We start from the raw sequence: 24,561 nt of genomic DNA on the forward strand, positions 1-24,561 counted from the left end.
GTACACAAAAAGTGTGATAATATATGACAAAAATAACTATCATCGGAAGCGAAAAAAGCGGAAAGACAACCCTTGCTGCAAAATTAGGGAAGAAGGGAACCGTAGCAGATTTTACAATGTACGATTTTGCCAAGAGCGGAAAAGTTCTGACAACTATCGATGCAACAGGATATCCTACAGCTATCAAGCCGATGATGGCTGGTTTAAACCTTTCGGACATTGCAGTTCTGTGCATACCTCCTGAAGGACTTGATCTTTATTCAGGAGAGTGTATCATTGCACTCGACCTTCTGGGCTATAAGCACGGCATCATCGTTCTGACAAAATCAGATACAAGCTATCCTTTTGCCATTGATGAACTGAAGGAGAAGATAACGAAATTAACAACAGGAACAGCTCTTGAGAACTGGGAATATATTTCTGTTTCCACAACATCCTTTGAGGGAATGGAAGAGCTCAAGGAAATGATATTCGATCTTGGCGAGGTTGTCGATAAAGAGCTTGAAGAATTGAACGAGCTTCCACCACGTGTGGTCGTCGACCAGACCTTCAATGTTACCGGTATCGGATGTGTTGTTCTTGGTGTCGTGGACCAGGGAACCATCAACGCAAAGGATAAACTGATAGCTTTCCCAAGTGATAAGCAGATAGAGATCCGTTCCATTCAGCTGCATGATGTAGATGCAAAGAGTGCACCAGCAGGTGCAAGAGTTGGACTTGCACTCAAGAACGTGCAATCAAAGGATGTTGAGAGAGGTTTTGTACTCTCACAAAAGGAAGAAGTTACAGAGGACCTTACACTCAAATGTCATTTCACACCCTTCTCAAAGGGCTTTGCGGTAGGAGATGTTCCTCATATCTTCGTAGGTTTGCAGTCAGCCCCAATGCGAATTGAAAAGATCCTCGTCAACGGAGAGGAAGTTGAGAGGACTACAACAGATGCTGAATGTGTGCTTACTCTCTCAGGATCGAAATTACTGGCTTACACTGGATCTGACAGGTTCATAATCTGCAATCTGGATGATAAACAGAGATTTGTGGGATATGGCTACATAGCCTAAAACCCCATTTCTTTTTTTAACTACTGTTCTTTACATTAATTCGTTGTTTCAGTTTTTAGTAGAGTTGCTTGTTCTGGAAAATACTGATACCTTCTTCAACATTGCTCAGCAACTGACAGGCGATCTCCTGTGTCGGCCATGAGCCAACTCCACAGTCCGGACCAACATATTTTATGCGGTCCCCAAATATGGAATGGGCATTCTCAAGGCGTTTTGCAATGATCTCCGGGGTCTCCATTTCTGTTACGATCTCAGGCAGATACTGGGTGTCTTTCCAGACATTTGTATTGTATTTCTCGTTCAGAACGGAAGCAAGATTGAAAATATCGGTCCTTGCGATACCTACACGAAGGAAAGAATCCGTGTCTTCAAGCACTTTTTTGTCTATAAGGTCAAGATAGGAAGGATTGGCTGCTGATTCCACGCCTATTACATTGATACTCGGAGTGTCACATGCAATCTTGTAATGCAATGGTGAATGTAAATGTATTTCTACATCTACATCCTGTTTGCCTGCATAGGCGGTAGAAAGGCTCAAAGCTTTCACCAGTTCAGCATCTTCAAACATTACCTGTGGATTGATACCTATACTTGGCTCATCGATAGACACCGTTCTGATGTTGAAGTTCTTTGCGGACTTGATGGCCTTACTGATAAAACGATCAATGCTGACTGCAAGCGTATCCAGGATGTCGGTATATTGGGTTCCCCCGAAATCCTTGAGATAAAGCTCAAGAGGACCTGTCACGCAGACGCGGACATCCGGCTTGTCGCCTGTCTCCTTTTTGTATTGTGCGGCAGTCTTCTCCAAAATATCAAGCTCGAGGATGCGCGCACTGTCCTCTTTGACCTTGAAAGGCTCTTCCACACACTCCGGGTCCTTGATTATGGACAGGAACTGCTCGTACATGTCCTGGAACTGCGGATATGTTGCGACCTGCACACCTGCATCTAATTTCTGTTTGAATGCTGATCCTATGATATTGAAGAGCTGCTCATCACTATCCCTTTTTGAGAAGGCGTTTGCCATCCACTCTTTCGTTACACCTTCAGGTAACGGAAAACTTCCAATATCATCAAAGATCAGGTCTGTCATAGCTACTCTACTGTAAGTATCATTTATAATAGTAGCGAAATGAGAAGATCATCTCCTATCTCTCCGGATATCTGCAAGATTTATAAGTAAAGACTCACAAGTTTAAACCCAGTCTTGATCTTAAACAATTATCTTTTAAAAATATCATTCTCTCGCTGGTGAAATAATTGAAAATAATGATAATAGGCGGCTTTCTCGGAAGTGGCAAAACCACTACTCTGTTGAAGCTTGGAAAACATCTTAGCGATACAGGACACAAGATAGCAATAATAGTGAACGAGATAGGCGAGATAGGCCTTGACGGTGATACCCTTTCAAGTACCGGTATCGTTACAGAAGAACTAACAAGCGGGTGTATCTGCTGCACGCTCAAGATAAGCATGGAATACACTTTGAGCAACCTTTCAGAGGAATTCCAGCCTGATGTCATTATCATCGAACCTACAGGTATCGCTTTCCCAAGACAGATAAAGGACGATATTGCACTGATGAAGATCGAGAACTTAAGCTTTGCACCTATCGTCAACATTGTGGATGGAACAAGGTTCAATACGGAAATAAAGCAGACACCAAAGTTCATTCAGACACAGATCGAGGATGCTGACATACTTTGTATCAACAAGGTCGATATAGCAGAAAAAGAAAAGGTTGCAGAGGTAAGGAATTTCCTGGAAGGGCTAAATCCCGAAGCAGAGGTTATCGAATTCTCTGCAAAGGAAGCCGATGAAAAGTTCCAGAGACTCATAGACCTGCTGGCAGGTCAGAGCAAGGAAAGGGAAGTAAGGGAAAACATCAATTCCATTGAAGCTTCCGAGGTAAGCTCCTATTCCGGTGAACTGACGATCAAGGACTGTGAACTGGAAGCTAAAAAGGCAGAAAATTATGCCATCGATGTTCTAACTTCCATCGGCGAACAGATCAAAAAGCTCAATCCGGATTTTGTAGGTCACATCAAGATGGCTCTGGAATACCCGGAAACTCTCATGAAAGCCAGCATCACATCTTCCGAAAGTGTACCCAATGTAGAGTTCTTTGAAACAAAAGGCAAAGAATGCACTCTGAAGTTCCTCTCAGCAGTTACGAACGTGGAAAAGGAAGAGCTTGTGAAGATCGTTGAGACCACGATAAAGGAGCATCTCAAGCAGGAAGGCATACCTTTTGGTAATAAGGTCAAAAATATACAGACCATCGATATTCTTTAAAAAAATTCTTTGAGAAAAGAATTTACCTTTTCTTGACTCTTTTTTTGCAGAATAATAGCTCATGATCAGTTCTTACTTTTTCCCGAACAATTCAATACCTTCAAATCTGCATTCTGCAAGTCTTCTTTCATAGAGCAGATAACGGAACCTTTTGAAAAGTGCATACATCCTAAAATATGATCCAAACAGCTTTTCAGAATACCTGTCTCCAAGATAAAACACTTTTTTATCATCCTGAACAGAGTCATCAACAAATTTTACTACTGCATCAGCATTGCATAATTTTATCAGAGTACCTTGAGAGAGCTTTGGGCCAAGAACGATGGCATCCTCTTCCATTCCATCATCGCCTAAGGTATCTTCAATGAAACCGTAGTTAAATATCGTAGGTATCGGGGAAAAAAGGACTTTTTTGTACCTATCGTCTACTTTCTGGTACTTGAAAAAGCTGAATTTGGGAGTTTCGATCCGTATCTTCATTATTAAGTAATCAACTTCTTTTTTATAAAACGCTTTTCAGTAAGTGAACCATTTATGGAAATGTCAATATGATCAACAAGAGGTTGTAGAACATTTTTGATGCAGTCTTTTGAAGTTAACTTTCTTGGGTTGGATCCGTTACGCTGTGATGAGAATGACATGCGGAGGGGATTTTAGCAGTATATAGCCGTGTCGTATGATAGCATGATAGCATTTAGTGGTATTCAAGCTAAATTAGCGAAGTACTGATATTCAAAGCAGGATTCCTTAAAAGGCATAGATAATCCTGATGAATAGTATTTCCCTCTTGCTTTACGCTGGTAAGTAAACAGTTGTTTATGTTGTTTGCCCTTTGCTTATTTGTTTCACTTCTAGGTCACGTCGGTATTTTAAAATGCCTGAAGCTACACCAACAGTTCAATGGCTTAGCATGTTCTGTTAATGAGCTTACAAACTGTGTTTACTTAGTTTTTTACGATGAGATTTATATGACCATTATTACCTTATTCGGTTTCAAATGTATAACACCATAAATCCTGTCAAGCATCATATCAAGTTTTTTTTGAAAAAACAATCATAGAGCCATCTTTCAGACATATTTCCTTGAATACATTAAGACCATTTACCTTCAGAGCGTCGATGTAGTCATTAAAAGAGATACTATTCTCAAAACTATACCTTGAATTTGCTTTCTTTATATCTTTAAATGTCCACAGGTTCCAATCAAGAGTGAGCAGAGGGTCAGATATTGAGTTCTCATCCGGGACCTGTCTGTTCACAAAAACTCCCCCTTTATTTAGCGCAGAGACGATTTTTGGAATCAATCCAGGAACTCTTCCTCCCGGATTGAGCGATGAGAATACGAGGTCATAACCACCTCCAATGTCATCAGTAAAAAAGTTACCTGGAATCACATCCACTCGATTCGCCCCGTATTTTTGAACGTAGATTTTTGTTTGTTCAACCACCTGAGGCAGATCAAAAACAAATGCTTTTAGGTCTTTGTTCAAACTCGAAAAACCTATGGAATATAGCCCATGGCCCCCACCAAGGTCAAGCATTTTGCTTGCATTGTTAAAATCGATGTTTTCAATGACAGTCTGGATAACTTCCTGAAGCATTCCACATTTTGCGTTCTCTGCCATAGAATGTATCACCCTATCGCCGAAGAACTCTTCTTTTTCAACAATTCTCGGACCATCTTTTATAATATCTTGCAATTTTTCCCACAATTTCACGTTACTGTCCATATCTGAGAGAAAATTTAGTTGTGAATACGGGGAATCACTTAGAATGTAGGTATTAGATATGCCCGTATTTACATAACTATCCCCTTCTTTGTAGAGAAGTTCAAAACCACACAGAACATCACAAAGCAATGTTATCATTTTCCGGTTGCAACCTATTTTGTTCGCAAGTTCTTGCGGTGTTAGTGGAACTTTTGTATGCTCGAAAACATTAAGTTCCACAGCTGTAGCTAAGACCTTATAATTTCTAAAACCCTTCATCGAGTCTTCTACGATTCTCATAAATTTTTCAGGACCTACTTCCGGTCTCTTCATCAATTCTATCCCTAAACTCATACCTTACCACCTTTTTCAACATATCAACGATTTAAAACAATACCAAAATATTTATTTCCAGTTCACGATCTTTCCTTTATCCATTATGGCTATCTCATCACACATCCATTCAACAACATCCATATCATGGGAAATAAACAGATAGCTTATCCCGAATTTTTCCTGCAGGTCTTTCAGCAAGTTAAGGATCTGAGCTTGAACAAGGGGATCCAGCATGGAAGTGGCTTCATCTGCAACAATAAACTTTGGATTCAAACTTAAGACCCGCGCGATCACAACCCTCTGTAGCTGGCCGCCACTTAATTCATGCGGGTATCTGAACAAAAGTTCCTCATTCAAATTAACAATTTCAATCAACTTGAGAATTTTTTCCTTTTCCTCATCTGCACTACATAATTTATGGATCCTTAAAGGTTCTAAAATAGCATCATATATCTTCATCCTCGGATTGAGTGAGGATTCAGGGTTTTGGAATATTATTTGCATCTCGCACCCCAGGCTTTTCAGTCCCCGGCTCGTTAGCTTTGTAATATCCTTTTTTTCAAAGACTATACGACCTTCTGTAGGTTCTATCAGGCGTAAAATTGTCCTGGCAACGGTAGTTTTACCGCATCCGCTACTTCCTACCAGCCCCAGTGTTCTACCTTTATTTATTTCAAAATCCACTCCGTCAACTGCTCTTATTTCTTTCTTGTAGAAAATTCCACGATAATAGTATTTCTTCAGGTTCTCAACTGATAGCAAAGTCATTTTCAACCTCAATTTCCTTCATAAAGGAAACATCTAACATCCGTTCCTTTTTCAGTCTCTATCAGCACCGGATGCTTTTCTGTGCATTCATCCATAACACATTTGCATCTTGGATGAAAACTGCATCCAGATGGAGGTGAACTAAGGCTTGGACTCTCTCCAGCTGTTGGATTCAAACCTCTTTTGGGAAGTGAGTTCAACAAGTCCTGTGTATAAGGATGTTTGGGGTGAGATAGAATATTCCCAATTGTTGCTATCTCAATAATTTCCCCTGCATACATCACCGCGATCCGATCACACATTTTTTCAGCCACGCCAAGGTCATGAGTAATGAGAAGCAGACTCATATTTCTATTTTTTACCAGTTCACAAATCAGGTCTACAATTTTATCTTTCGTTGCAGGGTCAAGACCTTTGGTAGGCTCATCTGCGATCAACAATCCCGGATTCAGGGCCAACCCCATAGCTATCATAACCCTCTGTTTCATCCCCCCGCTGAATTGATGAGGATATTCATACATTCTTTTTGGGTCAATTCCAACCATTTCAAGCATTTTAGCTGCTCTGATCCCCGCTTCCTGTTTCTTCATATGCCCATGATATCGATAGATCTCCGATATCTGGTCACCAACAGATAACACCGGATTTAATGCAGCCGAGGGATTTTGGAGTATCATACCAATATCCTTACCTCTTATCTTTCTCAATCGGTCTTCGGGAAGGCCCAATAGATCTTCACCTTTGTAAATGATTTTTCCGCCAATCTCGACATTATCAGAAAGCAGTCTTATTATTGCCCTTCCAAGTATTGTTTTTCCACAACCGGTCTCTCCTATCAGGCCCATGATCTCATTTTCCCTGATCTCCAGATCAATACCGTTGTTAGCTTTCACAATTTTGCCCCTGGCATTGAAATATACCTTTAGGTCCTCTATCTTCAATAAGCTCATTCATTCACCAGCGTCATTTCGTTTCCTTTCGGGTCGAGCATATCCCTCAACCCGTCACCTAAGAAATTAAAAGCCATTACAGTCACCATTATGGCGGTACCAGGGAAAAAGGTGAGATGAGGGGAGGTTCGAAGATAAGGGATCCCGGCTTTAAGCATCGATCCCCATTCAGGTGTCGGAGGCTGGATCCCAAGTCCGAGAAAACTCAGGGAGGTCGCAAAGATAATCGCATGTGCGATATCAAGTGTTGCAAGTACAATAATAGGATTGATGCAATTTGGAAGTATATGGCGACGCATAATATAGATATTTGAAGCTCTCAGAGCTTTTGCAGCCTCGATAAATTCCTTTTCTCTGAGAGAAAGTGTAATCCCTCTCACAAGTCTTGTATATACAGGCCAGTGGGTCGCAGAAAGTGCAATTACTACATTTGAAAAGCTGGGACCTAACATCCCTGCGATCACAAGTGCAAGGATTATACTTGGAAAAGCCAGAACCACGTCTACAACTCTCATTATGGTCTCGTCAATTACTCCACGGCTATAACCCGCAATGATCCCCAAGGCCGTACCGACCAAAGCGGTTATCCCAACAACCATAACGCCAATTGCCAGAGAATACCTTGTTCCGAAGATCAGTCTTGAGAGAATACATCTTCCAAGATCATCCGTGCCAAAGGGATATTCAAAACATGGCTGAAGCAGTCTATTTTCCAGTTTTTGTTCCAAAGGGTCATGCGGACAAAGCAGGGAAGCAAGGATTGCAATAAAGACCAACAAGATGACTATGGCACCTCCAATGGCGCCCATCCTGTTCTTCCCGGCTTCTTTTAGAAAAGTGATTTTATCATTAGCTTTTTTCATACCTGATCCTCGGGTCTAAAAACGCATACATGATATCTACTACCAGGTTGGTGAGCGCAAATATGACAGCAATAAACAGCACACAACCCTGCACCATGGCAAAATCCCTGGCATATATGGAATCTACCAGCAACTTCCCGATCCCCGGCCATGCAAATATCGTTTCAACTATCACACTCCCTCCAAGCAAAAAACCCAGCTGTAACCCTGCAAAAGTAATGATAGGCAACATTGCATTTTTTAACGCATGCTTTAAGATTATTGTTTTTTCATCCAATCCTTTTGCTCTTGCTGTTACTATATATTCCTGGTTCAGTACATCCAGCATACTGGAACGTGTCAGGCGAGTTGTAATGGCAGCCATGGATGTTCCAAGGGTTACTGCAGGAAGTACGAGATGCTCAACTCCCCCATATCCATAACTGGGGAGCAGATGAAGAGTCAGGGCACATAACCAGATCAACAGCAATCCAAGCCAGAAGTTGGGAATGGATACTCCAAACAGCGCACCGGTCATACATAGATGGTCAATTACTGTATTTTTCCTTACCGCACTAATTATTCCGGCAGGAATGGAGATACACAATGATATTAACAGACTCGATATCGCCAATTTGATAGTTGCAGGGAGCCTGGTGGTAATTTCTTCAAGGATATCATGAGATGTTACCAGTGATCTGCCAAGGTCAAGGTGTGAGACGTGCTCAAGCCATTTCAGATACTGGATGTACACCGGGGAATCAAAACCTTCTGCTACCCGGACCCAGTCGATCTGTTCCTGGGTCAGGTCTTCACCGTACCTGGCCACGGCAATAACCTCTGCAGGGTCCCCGGGTGCAAAATGCATTGTAGAAAAGGTTACAATGGTCACTCCAATAACCACGAAAAATACGAGAAATATGCGTTTTAGAATATATTTCAGCATTTCTTTCCTTTTCCTTATGATCAGTTTTTCTTAATCCGGCACAATTAAAGATCAGTTATCCAACTGTAATAAAAAAGAAGGGAGGAGGAGCAATGATCTTGAGATTCATTGCTCTTCTTCGAGATACACTCCATCAAGGTTAAGCCACGGGTCCTCAGCAGTGATCTGGTATCCTTTTACGTATGTATTGGCTGCGATGATCTTTTCTTCGTGCACCAGATAGAACGCAGGCAGTTCTTCAAGTACCATGTCCTGCAGGTCATAGTACAGTTGTTGCTGCTTTTCAGGATCAACTGTGGAATCCGCTGCATTTGCCAGCTTATCGTACTCCGTGTTATTGTAATGTGAGAACGGGCAATACGACTGGTGGACAAAGAAGTGACGCGGGTAGGGTCCCCATACAAAATATCCTGTCCTGAAGATCACGTCAAACTGACCTTCATTTTCAAGCTTATTAATAGCTCCGCTTTCCAGTACCTTTATATCCGCATCCATTCCTACCTTTTGCAACGTGCCCTGAATGGCTTCAGCCATTGGAATATGACGGGATGCCCATACACCTTTTCCAACAATGATCGTTGCCTTAAGAGGTTCTCCTTCCTTCTCAAGAACACCATCATTATCAGAGTCCTGCCAACCGGCTTCGGATAATATGTCCCTGGCTTTTTCCACGTCATATTCGTACAGTTCAAGATCGGGGTTTGAATACATCATCACAGGAGAGAAAGCCCTGCCCCTGGCCGGTAATCCAATACCTTCCAGAACCGTGTTTAGCATCTGCTCAGTATTGATGGAGTATGCAACAGCTTTTCTTACTTCCTTATCCTCGAACACTCCACTATTGCAGTTGAACTGTAAAAAGTCCGTGAAGGTCGTTAATTTCCTGTATACATTGATATCAGGCTCTTCTTCCAGTCTTGAAACATCATACTCAGGCAGTTTTATTGCCATGTCGACTTCTTTTGTTTCAAGTGCCATTACACGGGTGGTAGCTTCAGGTATGACTTTAAAAGTGACAGTTTCAAGAACCGGTTTATCGCCCCAATAATTGTCATTCCTGACAAGCACGATCTCCTGGTCAGGGGTCTGTTCCTCAAATTTGAATGGACCCGTTCCAATAGGTTCTGCAAAATTCCCATTCTCATCAACACAGCCAGGACTCATGACAGGCCAGGCCACGTGTGTAAGATAAAAGGGCAGTGGCATTGGTTTTTTCATGACGAATTTCACGGTGCTGTCATCAATGATCTCAATATGGTCCAGAGCTTTTAAAGCGCCCATCTTTTTGACATAGGATTCATTACTGTAGGAAAATACAACCGAATTCGCATCAAATGGTGTGCCATCATGGAAAGATACGTCATCCCTGAGATGGAATATCCATGTCTTACCATCATCCGGTGTTTCCCATGATTCTGCCAATCCGGGCACTATGTTGAGATCTGTGTCCAGCCTTACAAGAGTTTCATATACCTGTGACCACACAAATCTACCATCCCCACCGGGAAACTTGTCGAGATACCAGTTGTTTACATCGGTACTTATGGCAACTACAAGTTCGTTTGTAGCACCATCTTCTTGTGGGGCTGTGCAACCAGATGTTAACAAGAAGGTCGCAATAAGCCCGCTCATGATTAGAAAAGTCAGGAAATTACTCTTTTTATTCATAACTACCACATCCTTTTTCCCACCACATCTTCACGCGAGTTGTCAATCCTCTCAGGATAATGTTACCAGCTTCCTCTTCAAGGTGGTCTTTAAGATAATCTCTTAGGATTGCGTCCTGGTGTTGTTCAGTGATGTTAAAATAAGACTTAAAATGGTCAACAGCCTCCTCCTCGGAGGAAAAGCTGTGGATATGCTCAAATGGAATTACATTTATGTGTGGGTAAATACCCATACGGTAAAGCACATTATAAAGAACATCGCATTTTGGTGCAGGATAATAATTGGTCCCATGAAGGGAAGGCCACAATGCTTTAAAGTTAATGTCCCATGAGGTTTCTCCTGCAAACCAGTAAATGTAAACATATCTTGAGGAGACTGCCTCCATTTTCCGAACAGCTTCTTTTATGTCGGGCATTCCCAGAGAGTAGGAGGCTATTACCACATCGTAAGGTGCTTCAAGATCAGATCCAATTTCGACATCCTCCCAGCGTTTATGAACACACTTGATGTTACCGATCTCATTTTCTGCGATCTGGTCTTGCAACACACTGATCATGCCAGGAGAAGGTTCAACCGCAGTGACATGAGATACCATTTCTGAAAGTGGGATTGCAAGTGTACCCGGTCCTGCTCCAATATCAAGAACTCTGGATTCCGGTGTTAAAGGAAGATCTTTGAGGGTATTTTCGATCAGTTTCTCCCCCTTTCCCTGAAACATTTTCAAAAATAGTTGTGCATTTTCTTTTTTGTCCCAGATAGCAGCACAATCTACAGCATGTTGTGATTGGTTCTGCATTAACATCTGTTCTTTCCAGATATCATTCCAGTCGATCGTATCTTTGTTCATCATTATTCCTAGTTTTTTAGTATTTTGGATATAATGTTGAATCGACTTATTGCATATAAAAATATCTATTTGTAACAACTAATAATACGATTATTAAATTATCTCATAATTCCTCCCAATCTAATTTGATAACATCAAACTTATACATAATTTGCAAATGAGTTCGCCTCTTTAATCCCTTTTGCAAATTTGTTAATACAAGCAATTGATATGCTACGAAATTCATAATCGAATACATCTTCTTACTCCCATTTTTCATTCCTCTGATATCAAATTTAACTGTCCACTTAATATGATTGTGTACTCGTTCACATTCACTCCTATGTGAATAATCTTCATCGAATCCATCATCTCCAATGTTCTTGTTTCGTAAGTGCATCACTACTTGTTTTTCCCTTCCATTTTCATAGAGGAAACGAAGTTTTTCTTCATATTTCATGTGAATAGATCCACCAAGTTTCCACATCTTATTGATCCAGTGATCAATTCGTTCTATCGTCCCCTCATATTGAATTTTAGAATCAGATGACTATGCAATCACTGGTTTTGCATTCAACTTATAGCAGATATCTGCATGATTCCTGAACGAATCATAACCTCCATACAATGCATCAATATGTTTCTTCAATTCAGGTGAATCATGCGCAGTTCCTTTTGATGAGTCATGTAGATTGGAAGAGTTCCTATCATAGTGATGTGCGCTTTGTCCATCTTACAATTGTAATGCGGATTGTAATCCGCATACTTGTCATATATTGATGCTTCAAGTGGGGTTGAATCTGTTTTTGCATCTCTTATCTTTGTAATTTTGGAGATTTTCGTTCCAACTTTAAACATCACTTCGTCCAATCCAACTTCTCCAAGCCTGTATTTTACAAAATGATGAAGTGTTGCAGGGGATGGAATATTCATAACGCCATAATTATCTTCAAAAGAAAGAAGCTGCACTTCTTCTTTTGTTAGTGTAGATATTGTTTTCTCAAATGAGAGGTTCCTAAAACATTTCACAATGATGAGCTTTATCATTGACGAAACCTTATACTTAAAATGCCAGTCCTTATCGGCATAATAGCTAGTTTCAACATAAGAAGCAATGTCATCGATATCTAAGAAATACAAAAATTGGCATATTGATACGTTGTCTGTGTTTAGATAGTTGGCAAGATTGTCGCTGATACCGATTCCGTCCTAAACTGTGTAAGTATATTTTATGAACTGGTACATTTTCTAGCATATATATGTAATGTATGAGCTATGCTCAGAGTAGTAACAGTAGTCTTGAAAAAAGAGTTACGCTTTTAAAGCGAAAAGCTAATTTGATGGTCTCATTATATAGAATGAGAAACTGGCTTAAGATACAAAACTCTCAAAACATAATTGTAGCAATGTATTCAATGAAAAAGTAACCTTCAAGGATGAATATCAAAGGCATACCTACTACAAAGATCGGATGCCTTGTCTTATGCCTGAACATCTGCATTCCCAATATAGAACCAATACTACCTCCAAGTATAGCCCACCTGAACAGCTTCTTTTCAGGTATCCTGTACTTGTCCTTGATAGCCTTTCTCTTGTCAGAGAACATAAGCCAGAAAGAGTATGTGTTCACTAAAAACAGATACAGGAGAATGTACAAATATAATTCCATTCTTCATTCTCCTTCTCTATCAGGTCATTTTTCTGTTGATCTACATCCATTCCTGCAATACTTACATGGATTCAGGTGCGCCCAATCCAAGAGTGTCCAGGGTGTTAGCAAGAACCGTTCTTGCACAATCCACCAGAGCAATACGGCTTGAACGTAATTGTTCATCCTCTGCATTCAAGACAGATACAAAGCGGTAGAACTGGTTGAACGCATCTGCAAGTTCTCTTGCATAGATAGCAAATGTGTGAGGTCTGAGGTCCTTTGCACATTGATCGAGCATGTTGTCGAACATTGCCATCTTCTTAATGAGAGAAACTTCAGAATCTTCCACAAGAAGGGCTGCATTGATAGGTTCTTCCGGCTTCCAGAGACCTTCATCCTTAGCTTTCTGGAGAATGCTACATGCACGTGCATGTGAGTACTGAATAAATGGCCCACCCTGTTTTTCAAAGTCAAGGGCTTCTTTCCAGTCGAACACTGTGGATTTTTCAGGTGATACTTTTATGATATCGTATCTCACCGCACCAATTCCCACGATCTCAGCCACATCTGCCTTGAAATCATCAGGCATCTCCGGGCGGCGCTTGTCCACTTCTTTATACGCCTGTGTCTTTATCTGGTCCAGTAGTTCATCAGCACTGATGAACTTACCACTTCTTGTGCTCATTGAGCCTTCCGGAAGGGAAACGAATTCAAAGATAACAAATTCAGGCTCTTTCTTGCCTATTGCATTGAGTGTGGCCTTGAGCTGACCGGATATCAATTTATGGTCTGCTCCGAACACATCGATGATCCTGTCCGCACGTTCGCCTTTCCATTCATGATATGCAAGATCACGTGTGGTGTAAAGGGATGTACCGTCCGTACGCTGTATCACCAGTGTCTTTTCAAATCCGTAGTCCTTAAGATCTACAACAAGTGCACCGTTGTCGATCTCTGTGCGACCTGTAGCCTTTATCTCTTCAACTATCCTTGAAACATCGCCGGACCTGATGAAACCGGATTCCTTCGGGAACTCGTCATGCGCTACATTCATCTTCTTAAGCGTTTCTTTGATGCCGGAAACTGCCAGACCGACCGCCTTATCAAAAGTTTCGATGGTAGCTGCATCTCCTTTTTCAACAAGCTGCATAAGCTTGTCTATCTCAGCTACTTTTTCAGGATGAGCATTGAGTTCTGCGTTTGCTTTTATGTAAACATCTGCAATGGCATGGTCAGGCTTGGAGCTCTCATCAAACTCGAAGTGGCCAAGGGCCCAGGAAACTATTGCTATCTGGCGACCCATATCATTAACGTAATAGTGAAGTTCCACATCATATCCTGCACGTTTGAGAATACGCCCGAGGGTATCACCGATTATGGAATTCCTTATGTGACCCACATGTAGCGGACCGTTAGGATTTGCCGAAGTGTGCTCGAGCAATATCCTGCCTTCAGAGAAATTGCCACCAAAAGCTTCTTTTTGCTCCCTTATCGCCAGAACTGTGCCCTCAATGAAATTACGGCTTGCCCAGATATTCAAATAGGGACCCAATGCCTCAACTTTCTCTACGAGAGAGCCTTTAGGTATCACAATTTCGCCTGCTATCTTCTCAGCAACATCCTTCGGGCTCTGCTTTGCAACAGAAGCTAACCTGAATGCTATTCTTGAAGACAGGTCTGCGTGCTGTGAAGGACCAAGCTCCATATCGTCTGCTTCAAACCCTGCTGAACTGACAGCATCGTTCAGTATACTTGTAACCTGATCTATAAAATCTAAAAACAAAATGATCACCTTTAAATTAACTTTAGATACCTGTGTTGAAGCGCAATATCGCTACAACGCCGCCAAAAGCTTTCAACAGTTGTGAACCTTCCTCGAAATCAGTGGATATGAACTCCACCCTTGTGCCCATTTGGTCACATATCTCAGACAATTGATCAACGACATCCACCTTTTCAGTGATCTCAAGATAAGAGCCACATTTAGGGCAATTGCCAGTAGGAGAACTGCTGTCCCCGGGCTTGAACTCGCGACTTGTCTTCTGCTCATAATCACAAGAAGTACACTTGACGGTTTCCCTTACAGCTCTGAGGTCCTCGGATATCAATAATATATCCACAGCACCTATTATGAGGTTCTCACGGACATTATCTTCACCATAGGTCGCTTTGCCGGAATCTGATACCAATTCCCTGAAGAACTGTTGCATCAGCTTCTTCTCGACCATGAGATCAAGGTCTTCAAGTCTCTCGCCCGCAGCATTCACGAGTTCGGGAAGACCGGATTCATCGGTGTATGCAACATCGAAAAGACCAAGGACCTTCTTCTCGATCTCATGGTGGAAGAAATTACCTGATTCGAACTCTTCCTTTGTGGGTGACGGACCACCTATAAGCACTCCTTCGAAATCTTTCTGGTCTACTGCAAGGAAGACCTCACTTGCAGCATCTCCGATACGTTTGTAGAAATCATGTATGGCAATAAGTCGCAATTGCTGGAACCTGTGAGCACTCTGACCACCCTTTCTCTGTTTGCCGGGTACAGTGGAAGTAAGCTTACGGAATGCTTCTATCTGTTTACCCGTGAGAAGACCAACCGTAGCTTCACGCCTGTCCAATACAAGCAGACCATAGGTCTTTGCTTCCTTTAGCATCTCTTCCAATGGGGTAAGGAAAAAAGACGAATCGCAGTGATATCTGTAAGTGATAATGGGTTGTGGTGGCTCAACAATGGTGGTCTCCATATTGGTCTTGTTCGCACCAACATCTACCGCACCAGTAAAATATACGATCCCGTTCTCCGGAACTGTACCATACCTGAGCCTTGACATAATAGAATCGATGGCTCCCTGTACATTGGTCTTGGTAAGCTTGGATTTGATATTGGAAGCCTGGCTATGTTCATTCCTAAGCTGTGATACAACATCTGAGATCTGTTTATCAGGAGGTATGTACAGAGAAATAAGTTCGGTACCACGACCTTTTTTTCCCCTTAACGATTCCAGTTTCTTTTTAAACTCGTATTTCTGATGTGAAGATTGTTCAGCCATTGTAGGAATACTCCATAATTAGGATCAATTGGAATTATAGTTGCATCTTGCAACCTAATGATTATGTTCTGCATTGAACATTGATGCTATTAGCTATACAGATGTACCTATGTGAACAAGGATATAAATATAAGTTATGACTGGTTGCATAACCCTTGTCTAAATTTTATTCAAGATGTGATACTTTTCCGTCTTTCGAAAGAAGAACAATACGACTAATTTCCACATCATCCGCAACACTGTATCCAATATGACCAGCAAGCTCTTTTGCAAATTCCAGAACTTCATCGTGTGCAGGCATGGCTTCGCGTGGAAGGCGGCTTCTGGAAAATCCAAGATGCATATACGCCTTGACCTCAATGTAATCTGGGTCCGCCTTTTCGATAAGTCGCCCATAACCTGCCGTATCGAACATGTTCAAACCTTTGATCAATGTTATGCGAATAGCCTTTCTGTTATTTTTCGTTCCAAGGATCTCAAGGGACCTATTGATCTTATCCCACAGTGCAGGAGATTTCGGTAAACAAACCTTTTCATACGTCTCTTTGTCAGGCGCATCCAGGCTCATATAAAGCTGTGAAGGTTCTATCTTTTCCATCATTTCAGGAACAGTACCATTACTTACAACAAAAGTACTAAAGCCCTGACTTTCATACTCTTCTACAAGTTCAGGAAGATACGGATACAATGTAGGTTCACCTGAAAGAGAGATAGCGACATGTTTTGGTTCATTGGCTTCTATCCAGCGCTCTCTTGGCGCTGAATCTCCAAAACCTGAGATCAACTTTCGCTGTGCCTTGATTGATGACCCCACTATTTCCACTGGAGAATCCCAATTATTTGGAAGAGATACTTCAACTTCAGTAGGCCTCCAGCAATGCAAACACCGTTGATTACACCTAAGTGTCGGCGTCATTTGTAAGCAACAATGAGAAGTTATGCCATAGAAAGTTGACTTATAGCAGTCGCCTTCATCTTTTATTGAACGGCTAAGCCAAAGACATGTCTTAACAGCCGAATGAGTGCCTGCAAGACTGTACTTTTGCTTTTTTAGCAAAGTTTCAAAATCAGTTATCTCAGGAAGAACCATCAGATCTTCCTTATTTTTTAAAGACATTTGATGCATACTTCCCTGTCGAAGTATATATAGTAATCGGAAATAGAAAGATAGCTCAAATTCTTTCTCATACCTTGTGATAATATCATTAGAACTGAAGAAGGGTTGTCCTGAGAGTAGATAGGTCCACCACCGGAACTTTTGCAGGGGTAGGCATTAAATTGACCCTTTTCTGGAACTCTGTCTGAGACTGCCATGTACCTGAATTTATAAGAAGTACACTCTTGTAGTTGCCAATGCCAACAGTATGTACATGACCACAATGCAGTATATCGGGTATCGGGTCAATAACGAAATGGTCCTGTTTTTCCGGTGCAATGGAAACCCTGCTTCCATATATTGGTGAAAGGTGTCTTCGCTTTATCATTTCCACCATAGCTTTTTCAGGTTCCTGGTAAGAAACTCCCGGAACAGATGCTACCAGATCATCTATCGAACGTCCATGATACATCAGGACCTTGACACCATCAAGATCAACAAGCGCAGGATTTCCTACAAACGTTATCCTGTCAGAGAAAAGGGAAGTGATACGCTCCGGAAAACGTGGCTGGGGTTCTGCTTGCCTGACCGCATCGTGGTTACCGGGAGAAATGATGATCTTTATATGTTCAGGTACCTGATCGAAGTACTCAGCAGCTTTTCTATATTGGTCATAGATGTCAAGTATATCAAGCTCATGTTCCTGTCCCGGGAATATGCCGATACCATCAACAAGATCACCTGCGACCACAAGAAAACGTATTTCCTCAGACATCTTTTTCAGCTGCTCATTATCGGTCTTGCCGTTAAGGAAATCAAGAAAACCGCACCACTCTTCCTCAAGAAAAGTAGAGCTACCCACATGGATATCCGATGTGAAAACTGCTTTACCCCAGGTACCTTCTCTCCTGTTCGAGATGTTCGGAAGGTCTGGAAGTACCAGCTTTTTCGCGATCAGAAGACTACCATCATTGGTCATTGAGCCGGTTATACCGATGACCTCATCAAGAACGAGTTTGCTTGCTTCCTCGAACAGGTCCTTTTCCGCCTGATGCACCAGCACCGGAAATGAACCTGTGGGGTCTTCCAATTGTAGCATCTTATGACCATTGGCAGTGGTCCTTATCTCAGAGACCATCCCTATGATAGATGTCTCATTATAATCCCCACCGCCTCCACGCCTTATGCCGCTACTTTGTTTCCGGTTCTTGTTAAGGCTTTCAATCGGTCGGGCGGTGACCCTTCCACGTATGATATTACTCAGTTTAGTGTAACGGTTCCTGAAATATTGGACAAATTCCATGTACTCACCAACACAGGTCGACATATCTGTAATGTCAGACATGATATTGATATTGTTCACCTGCCCGTTGGAGTCACTAAAACATCTTTCATCTCGTAAAGTGGCTGAAGATGATGTTGGAGAAAGTGTTGAGGATATTGAAGACCGTGCAGGAGATCGGGTCGAAGGAACTGGGGATACTTGAGATGTTGAAGTATCATTGGAACACGGTACCTCATCAAGACATTCCTTTGGAAGGTCCGGATATTCTTTTTCAAAACTCTCAATATCAATATGTTCAGCTTCAATGACAAAAAGGGATTCATCCACATTTTCGAGTATATAGGAAATAAGGTCATTTGGTGCACTATGTGAGGTGATCATTTCCACAGCTTTAGGGCTTATCTGATAACCTGCTTCCAAAAAAACTTCCTGCGCCTTGATCTCTTTCATAATATGGCCTGAAATGAAATGATAGAACTGAAATTGAAGCTCAGATCGAAATTGACGAAACTACAAATATCCATGAGCAAAATTTGAGTCGTGGTAACAAAAGCATTCCTACAAATAAAAATGCTACGTACGAAGATAATAGATAAAGCCTAAATACAATATTCTTTTAACCAATCAGATACTTTCTTCTTTTGGATCAATATGACCTTACAAGAATCATTTCACACATTTAGAACAAGTGAGAATTTCTGGATCTCTATTACAAGAGATCTCGCATCCGTGCTTCTGGCTGTACTGGCTTTTGCAGTGATCTCACAGATCGTTTTTGGAATGTGGACACCTATGGTTGCGGTTGAATCCGGCAGCATGGAACCACATATGCAGATCGGTGACATTATTTTCATAAAAAGTATTGATCGGACACAGATAATAACCAATCAGGATACTTCTACAGAACATATTTCATTTAAAATGCAGGGTGATGTTATTCTATACCGCCCTTATGGTCAGGAAGGAGTTACACCTATCATACATCGGGCTATGTACTATGTAGAAGAGGGAGAACCTATGTGGATTAACGGTCCTGCTGCTCCTCACAGTGGTTATATCACAAAAGGTGACAATATAAGAACGAACATCTATTTTGATCAGCAAGGCCAGATAAGCTATTATGAACCTATTAAAGAAGAATGGATAATAGGAACAGCACAGTTCAGAATACCATATCTGGGTCATCTGAGACTGCTCATATCCTAAATATCCTTATATTTTTTCACTTTTTTTACAACAAATTAAAAATTGATGCATCACAGATGCATCTGTGCTGTGATCACCGGTTTGAAGTCTGCAAGCATTCCTAACCTGTAATCTTCCAGAAGAACACGCCTGGTACTTTCGATAGGAACACTCAATACTATTTCCTTTGTCCTTCCATAACGTCCTTTACTGACTACGACTGCATTGAGAATACCAAGCATATCCAGTTCAGATATAAGATCAGTGACTCTTCTTTGTGTCAGGATATCCATATCTACACTTAAACATAACTGACGGTAAACGTTGTAGACCTCTCCTGTAGTAACATTTCTGTGTCCGTTATCCCTCAGGACCATTACACTATAAAGGGACAGTTTTGATTGTGTCGGAAGTGTCCTGACCACTTCAACGATACGATCGATCTCGATCTTTTCCTGAGCTCTTCTGACATTCTCTTCCGCTACATGACCCTGGTTATCACGTTCAGCAAGCTCACCTGCAACTCTTAGAAGATCCAGTGCACGTCTTGCATCACCATGTTCCTGTGCTGCAAAAGCAGAACACAAAGGAATGACCATTTCGTCAAGGACATCTTCCTTGTAAGCAATAGCTGCTCTTTGCTTTAGGATATCACTTATCTGTTCAGCATCGTATGGTGGGAAAATTATCTCTTCTTCCCCAAGTGAACTTTTCACCCTTGGATCGAGAAAATCTGTAAATTTAAGGTCATTTGATATACCTATCATACTGAGCTTTGCATTTTTAAGATCGGTGTTTATACGGGAAAGATTGTAAAGAACATCATCTCCCTTTTTCACAAGTTTATCGATCTCATCCAGAATGATCATTATAACCTGCTTTTTAGAATCGATCGCTTCTTTGAATTTTGAAAATACTTGATCGGTAGGCCATCCTGTCATTGGAATATCTTCACCAAATTGTTTAGCAAGATTTGCCAATAACCTATATTGTGTATCGATAACCTCACAATTAAGATAAAGTACAGAACATGGAACATCCAGATCTTCACTTTTCCTCTCGAGTTCGATACCAACATATCGTGCAACAGCTGTTTTACCTGTACCTGTTTTCCCGTAAATCAAAATATTTGATGGAGTATCTCCCCTAAGTGCAGAAACAAGGATAGTAGCAAGATTGTTTACCTGTTCGGTCCTGTGAGGTAGTGTGGCAGGTGTGTAAGAAGGTCTCAAAACTTCCTTGTTTTTAAAGAGTGATTCACTCTGCAATAAATCTTCAAATAATCCACCTAATGATTTATTCTCCATATTTTGAACCTTCCAATAAGTTTAGACTTATTAATAATGATTATGAAACAACATTTATTCTAACGACAAGATCATAATAAACAATACAATTATTCAGTGAATGTCAAAGTTTATCAGTTAGATATATTTTAATCAATTTACACGAGTTAAAGTTTTTTAAGATATCATTTTTTAGTCTAAAACTTTTTAATGAACTTAAGATAAGAAAAATAATAAGAAAAATGCAGAAAAATACTTACAAACAAAGATTTTTTTATGATAGTAGAATATTAGCATCATTAATCTTTATACAACATTTTTCAGAACATTATTAATTACTTTTAACCATCTTAAATCCAAAAATTGTTAACATTATTATTTCCAGTTGATGCAATGGAAGTGTATCTTATTAACATTTATGGTTAGAACCCCTTCGTTTCGGCTGGAGTATTTTATAAAACTAAATGTATAAAACTGAAAACAAAGTCAAGCGAATTATTTTCGAATTATTTGCAAAAATCACTTTATAACAAAAAACATTAAAAAGAGTTCTTTTGGAAGTAGACCCCTTTGTTTCCCTTGGAAACTATATAAAGAACGGTGACCCTATGGTTTCGACTGGAGTGCAGAAAAAAAATAAGAGATATATTTTTTATAATACTAAAAAAAGAAGGTGTTGTAAAGATATAATTAATAGTTAATAAACCTTTCCAGAAGTTTAGAACCAAATTCCCAAAATTGACTAAAATGTTCCAGTCGAAACAATGGGGTGACCCCTAGAGTTCCTCAAGTTTAAGTTTAATAAAATTCTGTAAAAAATTAAACATTCAAATAAAGGCACATAAGTATTTCCTGAAATTTTGTTCCATAATTTAATTTAATTTAATTTAATATTTTTGATGTTCTTTATTTTGTTTATCATAATTTTAATAAGATCAAAATGTTATTCGTAGCAAATTAATAAAATTTGATTTTTTAGAACTTCATCTATGAATTAACTATATTCATCTCTATTTTTAGATAATTTAAACACAATCATTTTAAACAGGTTGTATGTAATTAGCTTGAGAATTCATGGAAGAAAACGGCAAAACAAAAGAAGAAATATTAGCAATTCTTAAAAAAGCCAAATCCGCTGATACAAGTTATGAGCGTGTTCTAAGTTCAATGTGTACTTATCCACATGAAATTGCAGTTTTAGCACATACACAATTCATAGAGTCAAATATGGGTGATCCAGGTCTTTTCCCTGGTACATTCGATCTTGAAAGACAAGTTCTTGCTATGTTTGGAGAAATGTTACATCACAAAAATTCTCCTGAAAAAGCTGGCTATCTTACAACCGGAGGAACCGAATCTAATATACAAGCAATAAGATCAATGCAAAATTTTCGGCGTGATATATCAAACCCTAACATTATAATGCCACAATCAGCTCATTTTTCATTCGATAAAGTTGCAAACCTTTTAGGGATTGAAATTAGGAAAGCTTCTCTTGATAATCTGCTTAAAGTTGACCTGGATTCTGTAAGATCGCTTATTGATGAAAACACAATTGGTCTTGTTGGTATTGCAGGTACTACAGAATTTGGGCAGCTTGATCCCATCGATGAATTATCAGAGCTAGCTATTGAAAATGATATTTTTTTGCATGTTGATGCAGCATTTGGTGGTTTTGTAATTCCTTTTATGGATCTTGATTATTCCTATGATTTTAAACTTGAAGGCGTAACTTCAATGACAATAGATCCTCATAAAATGGCTCTTAGCACAATTCCTTCAGGTGGGCTTTTGTTCAAAGAACCTGAATATTTTGAATGTCTTGAGATACACACACCTTATTTAAGTGTCAATAAACAATATTCACTAACAGGAACTCGAAGTGGTGCAGCAGTGGCTTCAACTTATGCTGTCATGAAACATCTTGGAAGAGAAGGTTACAAAAAAGTTGTTTCAGACTGTATGTCTGTCACAAAAAAATTGGTCGAAGGTGCAGACAAATTAGGTATAGGTACTGTTATTGATCCGGTTTTGAATATTGTTGCATTGGATGTTCCTGAAGCTGATCTTGTGAGAAAAAAATTGCTTGATGAACATGGATGGCATGTATCTATTACACGTGATCCCCGTGCTCTTAGGATCGTTATAATGCCTCACATCAAAAATGAAACGATAGAACTATTTTTGAAGGACCTTGCAAAAGCGGTTAAGTAAAAAAATTTAAAATAATCGTTTTTCAATATCGTTTTTTATTTTTCACGGATGAGGGGATGAATCGATGATACCTAGCCTTGAAACTTGTAAAGACGTGTACCACCGGGATCCGTGTCTAATACTAACTATGATCTGAGCATATATACAGTTGAGCCAAGCGGGGTGAAAGTGTTCTGTAAGGCAAATTTAGACCATTCAATGGTAAACATCAAAAGAAATAGTATTATAGAAATCGATGAAAACAACCAGATAGTACTAAATATCATAAAGATGAGAATTTAGTCATGCAAAATTCTTTCAAAATTGGGACTATTATTGGTATTCCTATCAAAATTCACATCACATTCCTATTGGTGCTGCCAGTTTTTGCATTTATATTTGCGTCCAATCCTGCACCTTTTGGCTTTAGTGATATTCAACCGGTATCGCTAGGATACTTGCTTGCATTTGTGACAACAGTTCTTCTTTTTGTATGTGTGGTCCTTCATGAGTTGGGGCATTCCTATCTGGCACAAAAATATGGTGTTAAGATAACAGATATCACTTTGTTCCTGATAGGTGGTGTCTCTTCAATGGAAGAGATCCCAAGGGATCCTTCTCAGGAAGCAAAAATGGCGTTTGCAGGTCCTCTTGTAAGTTTCATTATAGGTACATCACTACTCCTGCTCAATTTTGTTCTGGCTGATACGTTCGCTACATTTGGAAATAATGTTGTTTTCAGGATCATACAAATGCTCGGCTCTATCAACATAGTTCTTGGTATATTCAATCTGCTACCGGCATTTCCAATGGATGGAGGACGTATCCTTCGGGCATGGTTTGCAAGAAAGATGAGTTATATACAGGCAACTCACACAGCAGCATCTGTAGGTAAAATGTTTGCTTTACTTCTCGGTTTTCTGGGATTGGTCTCGAGTCCCTGGAATCCCTGGCTTATATTTATTGCAATTTTTGTTTACATGGGTGCATCCGGAGAAGACAGGTCCACAGCTGTTACGATCATACTTGAAAAAATACCTGTTAAGAATGTTATGTCAAAAGAGGTTATTTCTGTCGAACCTTCCATGACAATTGATGAACTAACACAATTCATGTTCGAAAAAAAACACATGGGCTATCCAGTGATGGAACGTAATACTTTAAAAGGTATTATAACGTTTACAGATGTGCGCAGGGTAATACCTCTGGAACGTTACAGTGTATTGGTATCCGATCTAATGACACATAATGTAGTGACGATTCCATTAGAGGCGACTGCTTCCGATGCTTTGAAGCTGATGAGTTTTAACAACATCGGCAGGGTATTGGTGATAGATGAAGATGGTTCTGTGGCAGGTATTCTTTCCAGGACCGATCTGATGCATACTATGACATTATTGAACGAGTGATG

Annotated in this window: 20 protein-coding genes and 1 pseudogene; 5 read left to right on the top strand and 16 right to left on the bottom strand. The window is 40.2% G+C overall.

The window, feature by feature from the left end:
- Window positions 1–23: 23 nt before the first annotated feature.
- Entirely contained in the window at window positions 24–1,061 is a 1,038-nt protein-coding gene (locus QAS77_RS00120) for an EF-Tu/IF-2/RF-3 family GTPase (RefSeq protein WP_305063705.1), read from the top strand.
- A gap of 55 nt (window positions 1,062–1,116) precedes the next feature.
- Here the strand turns inward: QAS77_RS00120 and QAS77_RS00125 are convergent, their stop codons facing one another.
- Window positions 1,117–2,157, bottom strand: coding sequence for a methionine synthase (locus QAS77_RS00125; RefSeq protein ID WP_305063706.1), 1,041 nt, complete (start codon window positions 2,155–2,157; stop codon window positions 1,117–1,119).
- Window positions 2,158–2,333: 176 nt separating this feature from the next.
- Here QAS77_RS00125 and QAS77_RS00130 point away from each other — a divergent pair, with 176 nt between their 5' ends.
- Window positions 2,334–3,359, top strand: a complete 1,026-nt coding sequence (locus QAS77_RS00130; RefSeq protein ID WP_305063729.1) for a CobW family GTP-binding protein — start codon at window positions 2,334–2,336, stop codon at window positions 3,357–3,359.
- A gap of 72 nt (window positions 3,360–3,431) precedes the next feature.
- On the opposite strand, the gene QAS77_RS00135 is transcribed toward QAS77_RS00130, so the two are convergent.
- The 14 genes and pseudogenes from QAS77_RS00135 to QAS77_RS00205 form a co-directional block, all read right to left on the bottom strand.
- The gene (locus tag QAS77_RS00135) at window positions 3,432–3,839 is read right to left on the bottom strand and encodes an inorganic diphosphatase (RefSeq protein WP_305063707.1); all 408 of its coding nucleotides are present in this window, start codon (window positions 3,837–3,839) and stop codon (window positions 3,432–3,434) included.
- Between the two features lie 551 nt (window positions 3,840–4,390).
- Window positions 4,391–5,422, bottom strand: a complete 1,032-nt coding sequence (locus QAS77_RS00145; RefSeq protein WP_305063708.1) for a methyltransferase family protein — start codon at window positions 5,420–5,422, stop codon at window positions 4,391–4,393.
- Window positions 5,423–5,473: 51 nt separating this feature from the next.
- Entirely contained in the window at window positions 5,474–6,172 is a 699-nt protein-coding gene (locus tag QAS77_RS00150) for an ATP-binding cassette domain-containing protein (RefSeq protein ID WP_305063709.1), read from the bottom strand.
- 8 nt (window positions 6,173–6,180) lie between these two features.
- Complete coding sequence (locus tag QAS77_RS00155) at window positions 6,181–7,122, bottom strand: ABC transporter ATP-binding protein (protein WP_305063710.1); 942 nt, start codon at window positions 7,120–7,122, stop codon at window positions 6,181–6,183.
- Window positions 7,119–7,985 carry a nickel ABC transporter permease subunit NikC gene (gene nikC / locus QAS77_RS00160; protein ID WP_305063711.1) on the bottom strand — a complete coding sequence of 289 codons (867 nt, stop codon included), beginning with the start codon at window positions 7,983–7,985 and terminating at the stop codon, window positions 7,119–7,121. The genes QAS77_RS00155 and nikC overlap by 4 nt, the downstream gene beginning before the upstream one ends.
- The gene (nikB, locus tag QAS77_RS00165; RefSeq protein WP_305063712.1) at window positions 7,972–8,910 is read right to left on the bottom strand and encodes a nickel ABC transporter permease; all 939 of its coding nucleotides are present in this window, start codon (window positions 8,908–8,910) and stop codon (window positions 7,972–7,974) included. The genes nikC and nikB overlap by 14 nt, the downstream gene beginning before the upstream one ends.
- A 105-nt stretch (window positions 8,911–9,015) precedes the next feature.
- On the bottom strand, window positions 9,016–10,578 hold the full coding sequence (locus QAS77_RS00170; RefSeq protein ID WP_305063714.1) for an ABC transporter substrate-binding protein: 1,563 nt from the start codon (window positions 10,576–10,578) through the stop codon (window positions 9,016–9,018).
- Complete coding sequence (locus tag QAS77_RS00175) at window positions 10,571–11,428, bottom strand: class I SAM-dependent methyltransferase (protein ID WP_331521770.1); 858 nt, start codon at window positions 11,426–11,428, stop codon at window positions 10,571–10,573. Before QAS77_RS00175 ends, QAS77_RS00170 begins: the two co-directional genes overlap by 8 nt.
- A gap of 137 nt (window positions 11,429–11,565) precedes the next feature.
- A pseudogene (locus tag QAS77_RS00180) lies at window positions 11,566–12,607 on the bottom strand (ISNCY family transposase).
- Between the two features lie 184 nt (window positions 12,608–12,791).
- Complete coding sequence (locus tag QAS77_RS00185) at window positions 12,792–13,073, bottom strand: DUF1294 domain-containing protein (RefSeq protein WP_305063715.1); 282 nt, start codon at window positions 13,071–13,073, stop codon at window positions 12,792–12,794.
- A gap of 61 nt (window positions 13,074–13,134) precedes the next feature.
- The gene (argS, locus tag QAS77_RS00190) at window positions 13,135–14,838 is read right to left on the bottom strand and encodes an arginine--tRNA ligase (protein ID WP_305063716.1); all 1,704 of its coding nucleotides are present in this window, start codon (window positions 14,836–14,838) and stop codon (window positions 13,135–13,137) included.
- A gap of 22 nt (window positions 14,839–14,860) precedes the next feature.
- Window positions 14,861–16,105, bottom strand: coding sequence for a peptide chain release factor aRF-1 (gene prf1 / locus QAS77_RS00195; RefSeq protein ID WP_305063717.1), 1,245 nt, complete (start codon window positions 16,103–16,105; stop codon window positions 14,861–14,863).
- Window positions 16,106–16,271: 166 nt separating this feature from the next.
- Window positions 16,272–17,222: a 4-demethylwyosine synthase TYW1 gene (twy1, locus tag QAS77_RS00200; RefSeq protein WP_305063718.1), complete on the bottom strand. Its 951-nt coding sequence runs from the start codon at window positions 17,220–17,222 to the stop codon at window positions 16,272–16,274.
- A gap of 88 nt (window positions 17,223–17,310) precedes the next feature.
- Complete coding sequence (locus QAS77_RS00205; protein ID WP_305063719.1) at window positions 17,311–18,936, bottom strand: DNA-directed DNA polymerase II small subunit; 1,626 nt, start codon at window positions 18,934–18,936, stop codon at window positions 17,311–17,313.
- A gap of 201 nt (window positions 18,937–19,137) precedes the next feature.
- Between QAS77_RS00205 and QAS77_RS00210 the strand changes: the two genes are divergently transcribed.
- Window positions 19,138–19,692, top strand: a complete 555-nt coding sequence (locus QAS77_RS00210; RefSeq protein WP_250868583.1) for a signal peptidase I — start codon at window positions 19,138–19,140, stop codon at window positions 19,690–19,692.
- A 50-nt stretch (window positions 19,693–19,742) separates the two neighbouring features.
- On the opposite strand, the gene QAS77_RS00215 is transcribed toward QAS77_RS00210, so the two are convergent.
- The gene (locus tag QAS77_RS00215; protein ID WP_250868582.1) at window positions 19,743–20,978 is read right to left on the bottom strand and encodes an ORC1-type DNA replication protein; all 1,236 of its coding nucleotides are present in this window, start codon (window positions 20,976–20,978) and stop codon (window positions 19,743–19,745) included.
- A gap of 1,053 nt (window positions 20,979–22,031) precedes the next feature.
- On the opposite strand from QAS77_RS00215, the gene mfnA reads away from it, so the two are divergent.
- The gene (mfnA, locus tag QAS77_RS00220; RefSeq protein WP_305063720.1) at window positions 22,032–23,171 is read left to right on the top strand and encodes a tyrosine decarboxylase MfnA; all 1,140 of its coding nucleotides are present in this window, start codon (window positions 22,032–22,034) and stop codon (window positions 23,169–23,171) included.
- 284 nt (window positions 23,172–23,455) lie between these two features.
- Window positions 23,456–24,559, top strand: coding sequence for a CBS domain-containing protein (locus QAS77_RS00225; RefSeq protein ID WP_305063721.1), 1,104 nt, complete (start codon window positions 23,456–23,458; stop codon window positions 24,557–24,559).
- The last annotated feature ends 2 nt before the right edge of the window (window positions 24,560–24,561 follow it).

The organism is Methanococcoides sp., assembly GCF_030594565.1.
Taxonomy (GTDB): domain Archaea; phylum Halobacteriota; class Methanosarcinia; order Methanosarcinales; family Methanosarcinaceae; genus Methanococcoides; species Methanococcoides seepicolus.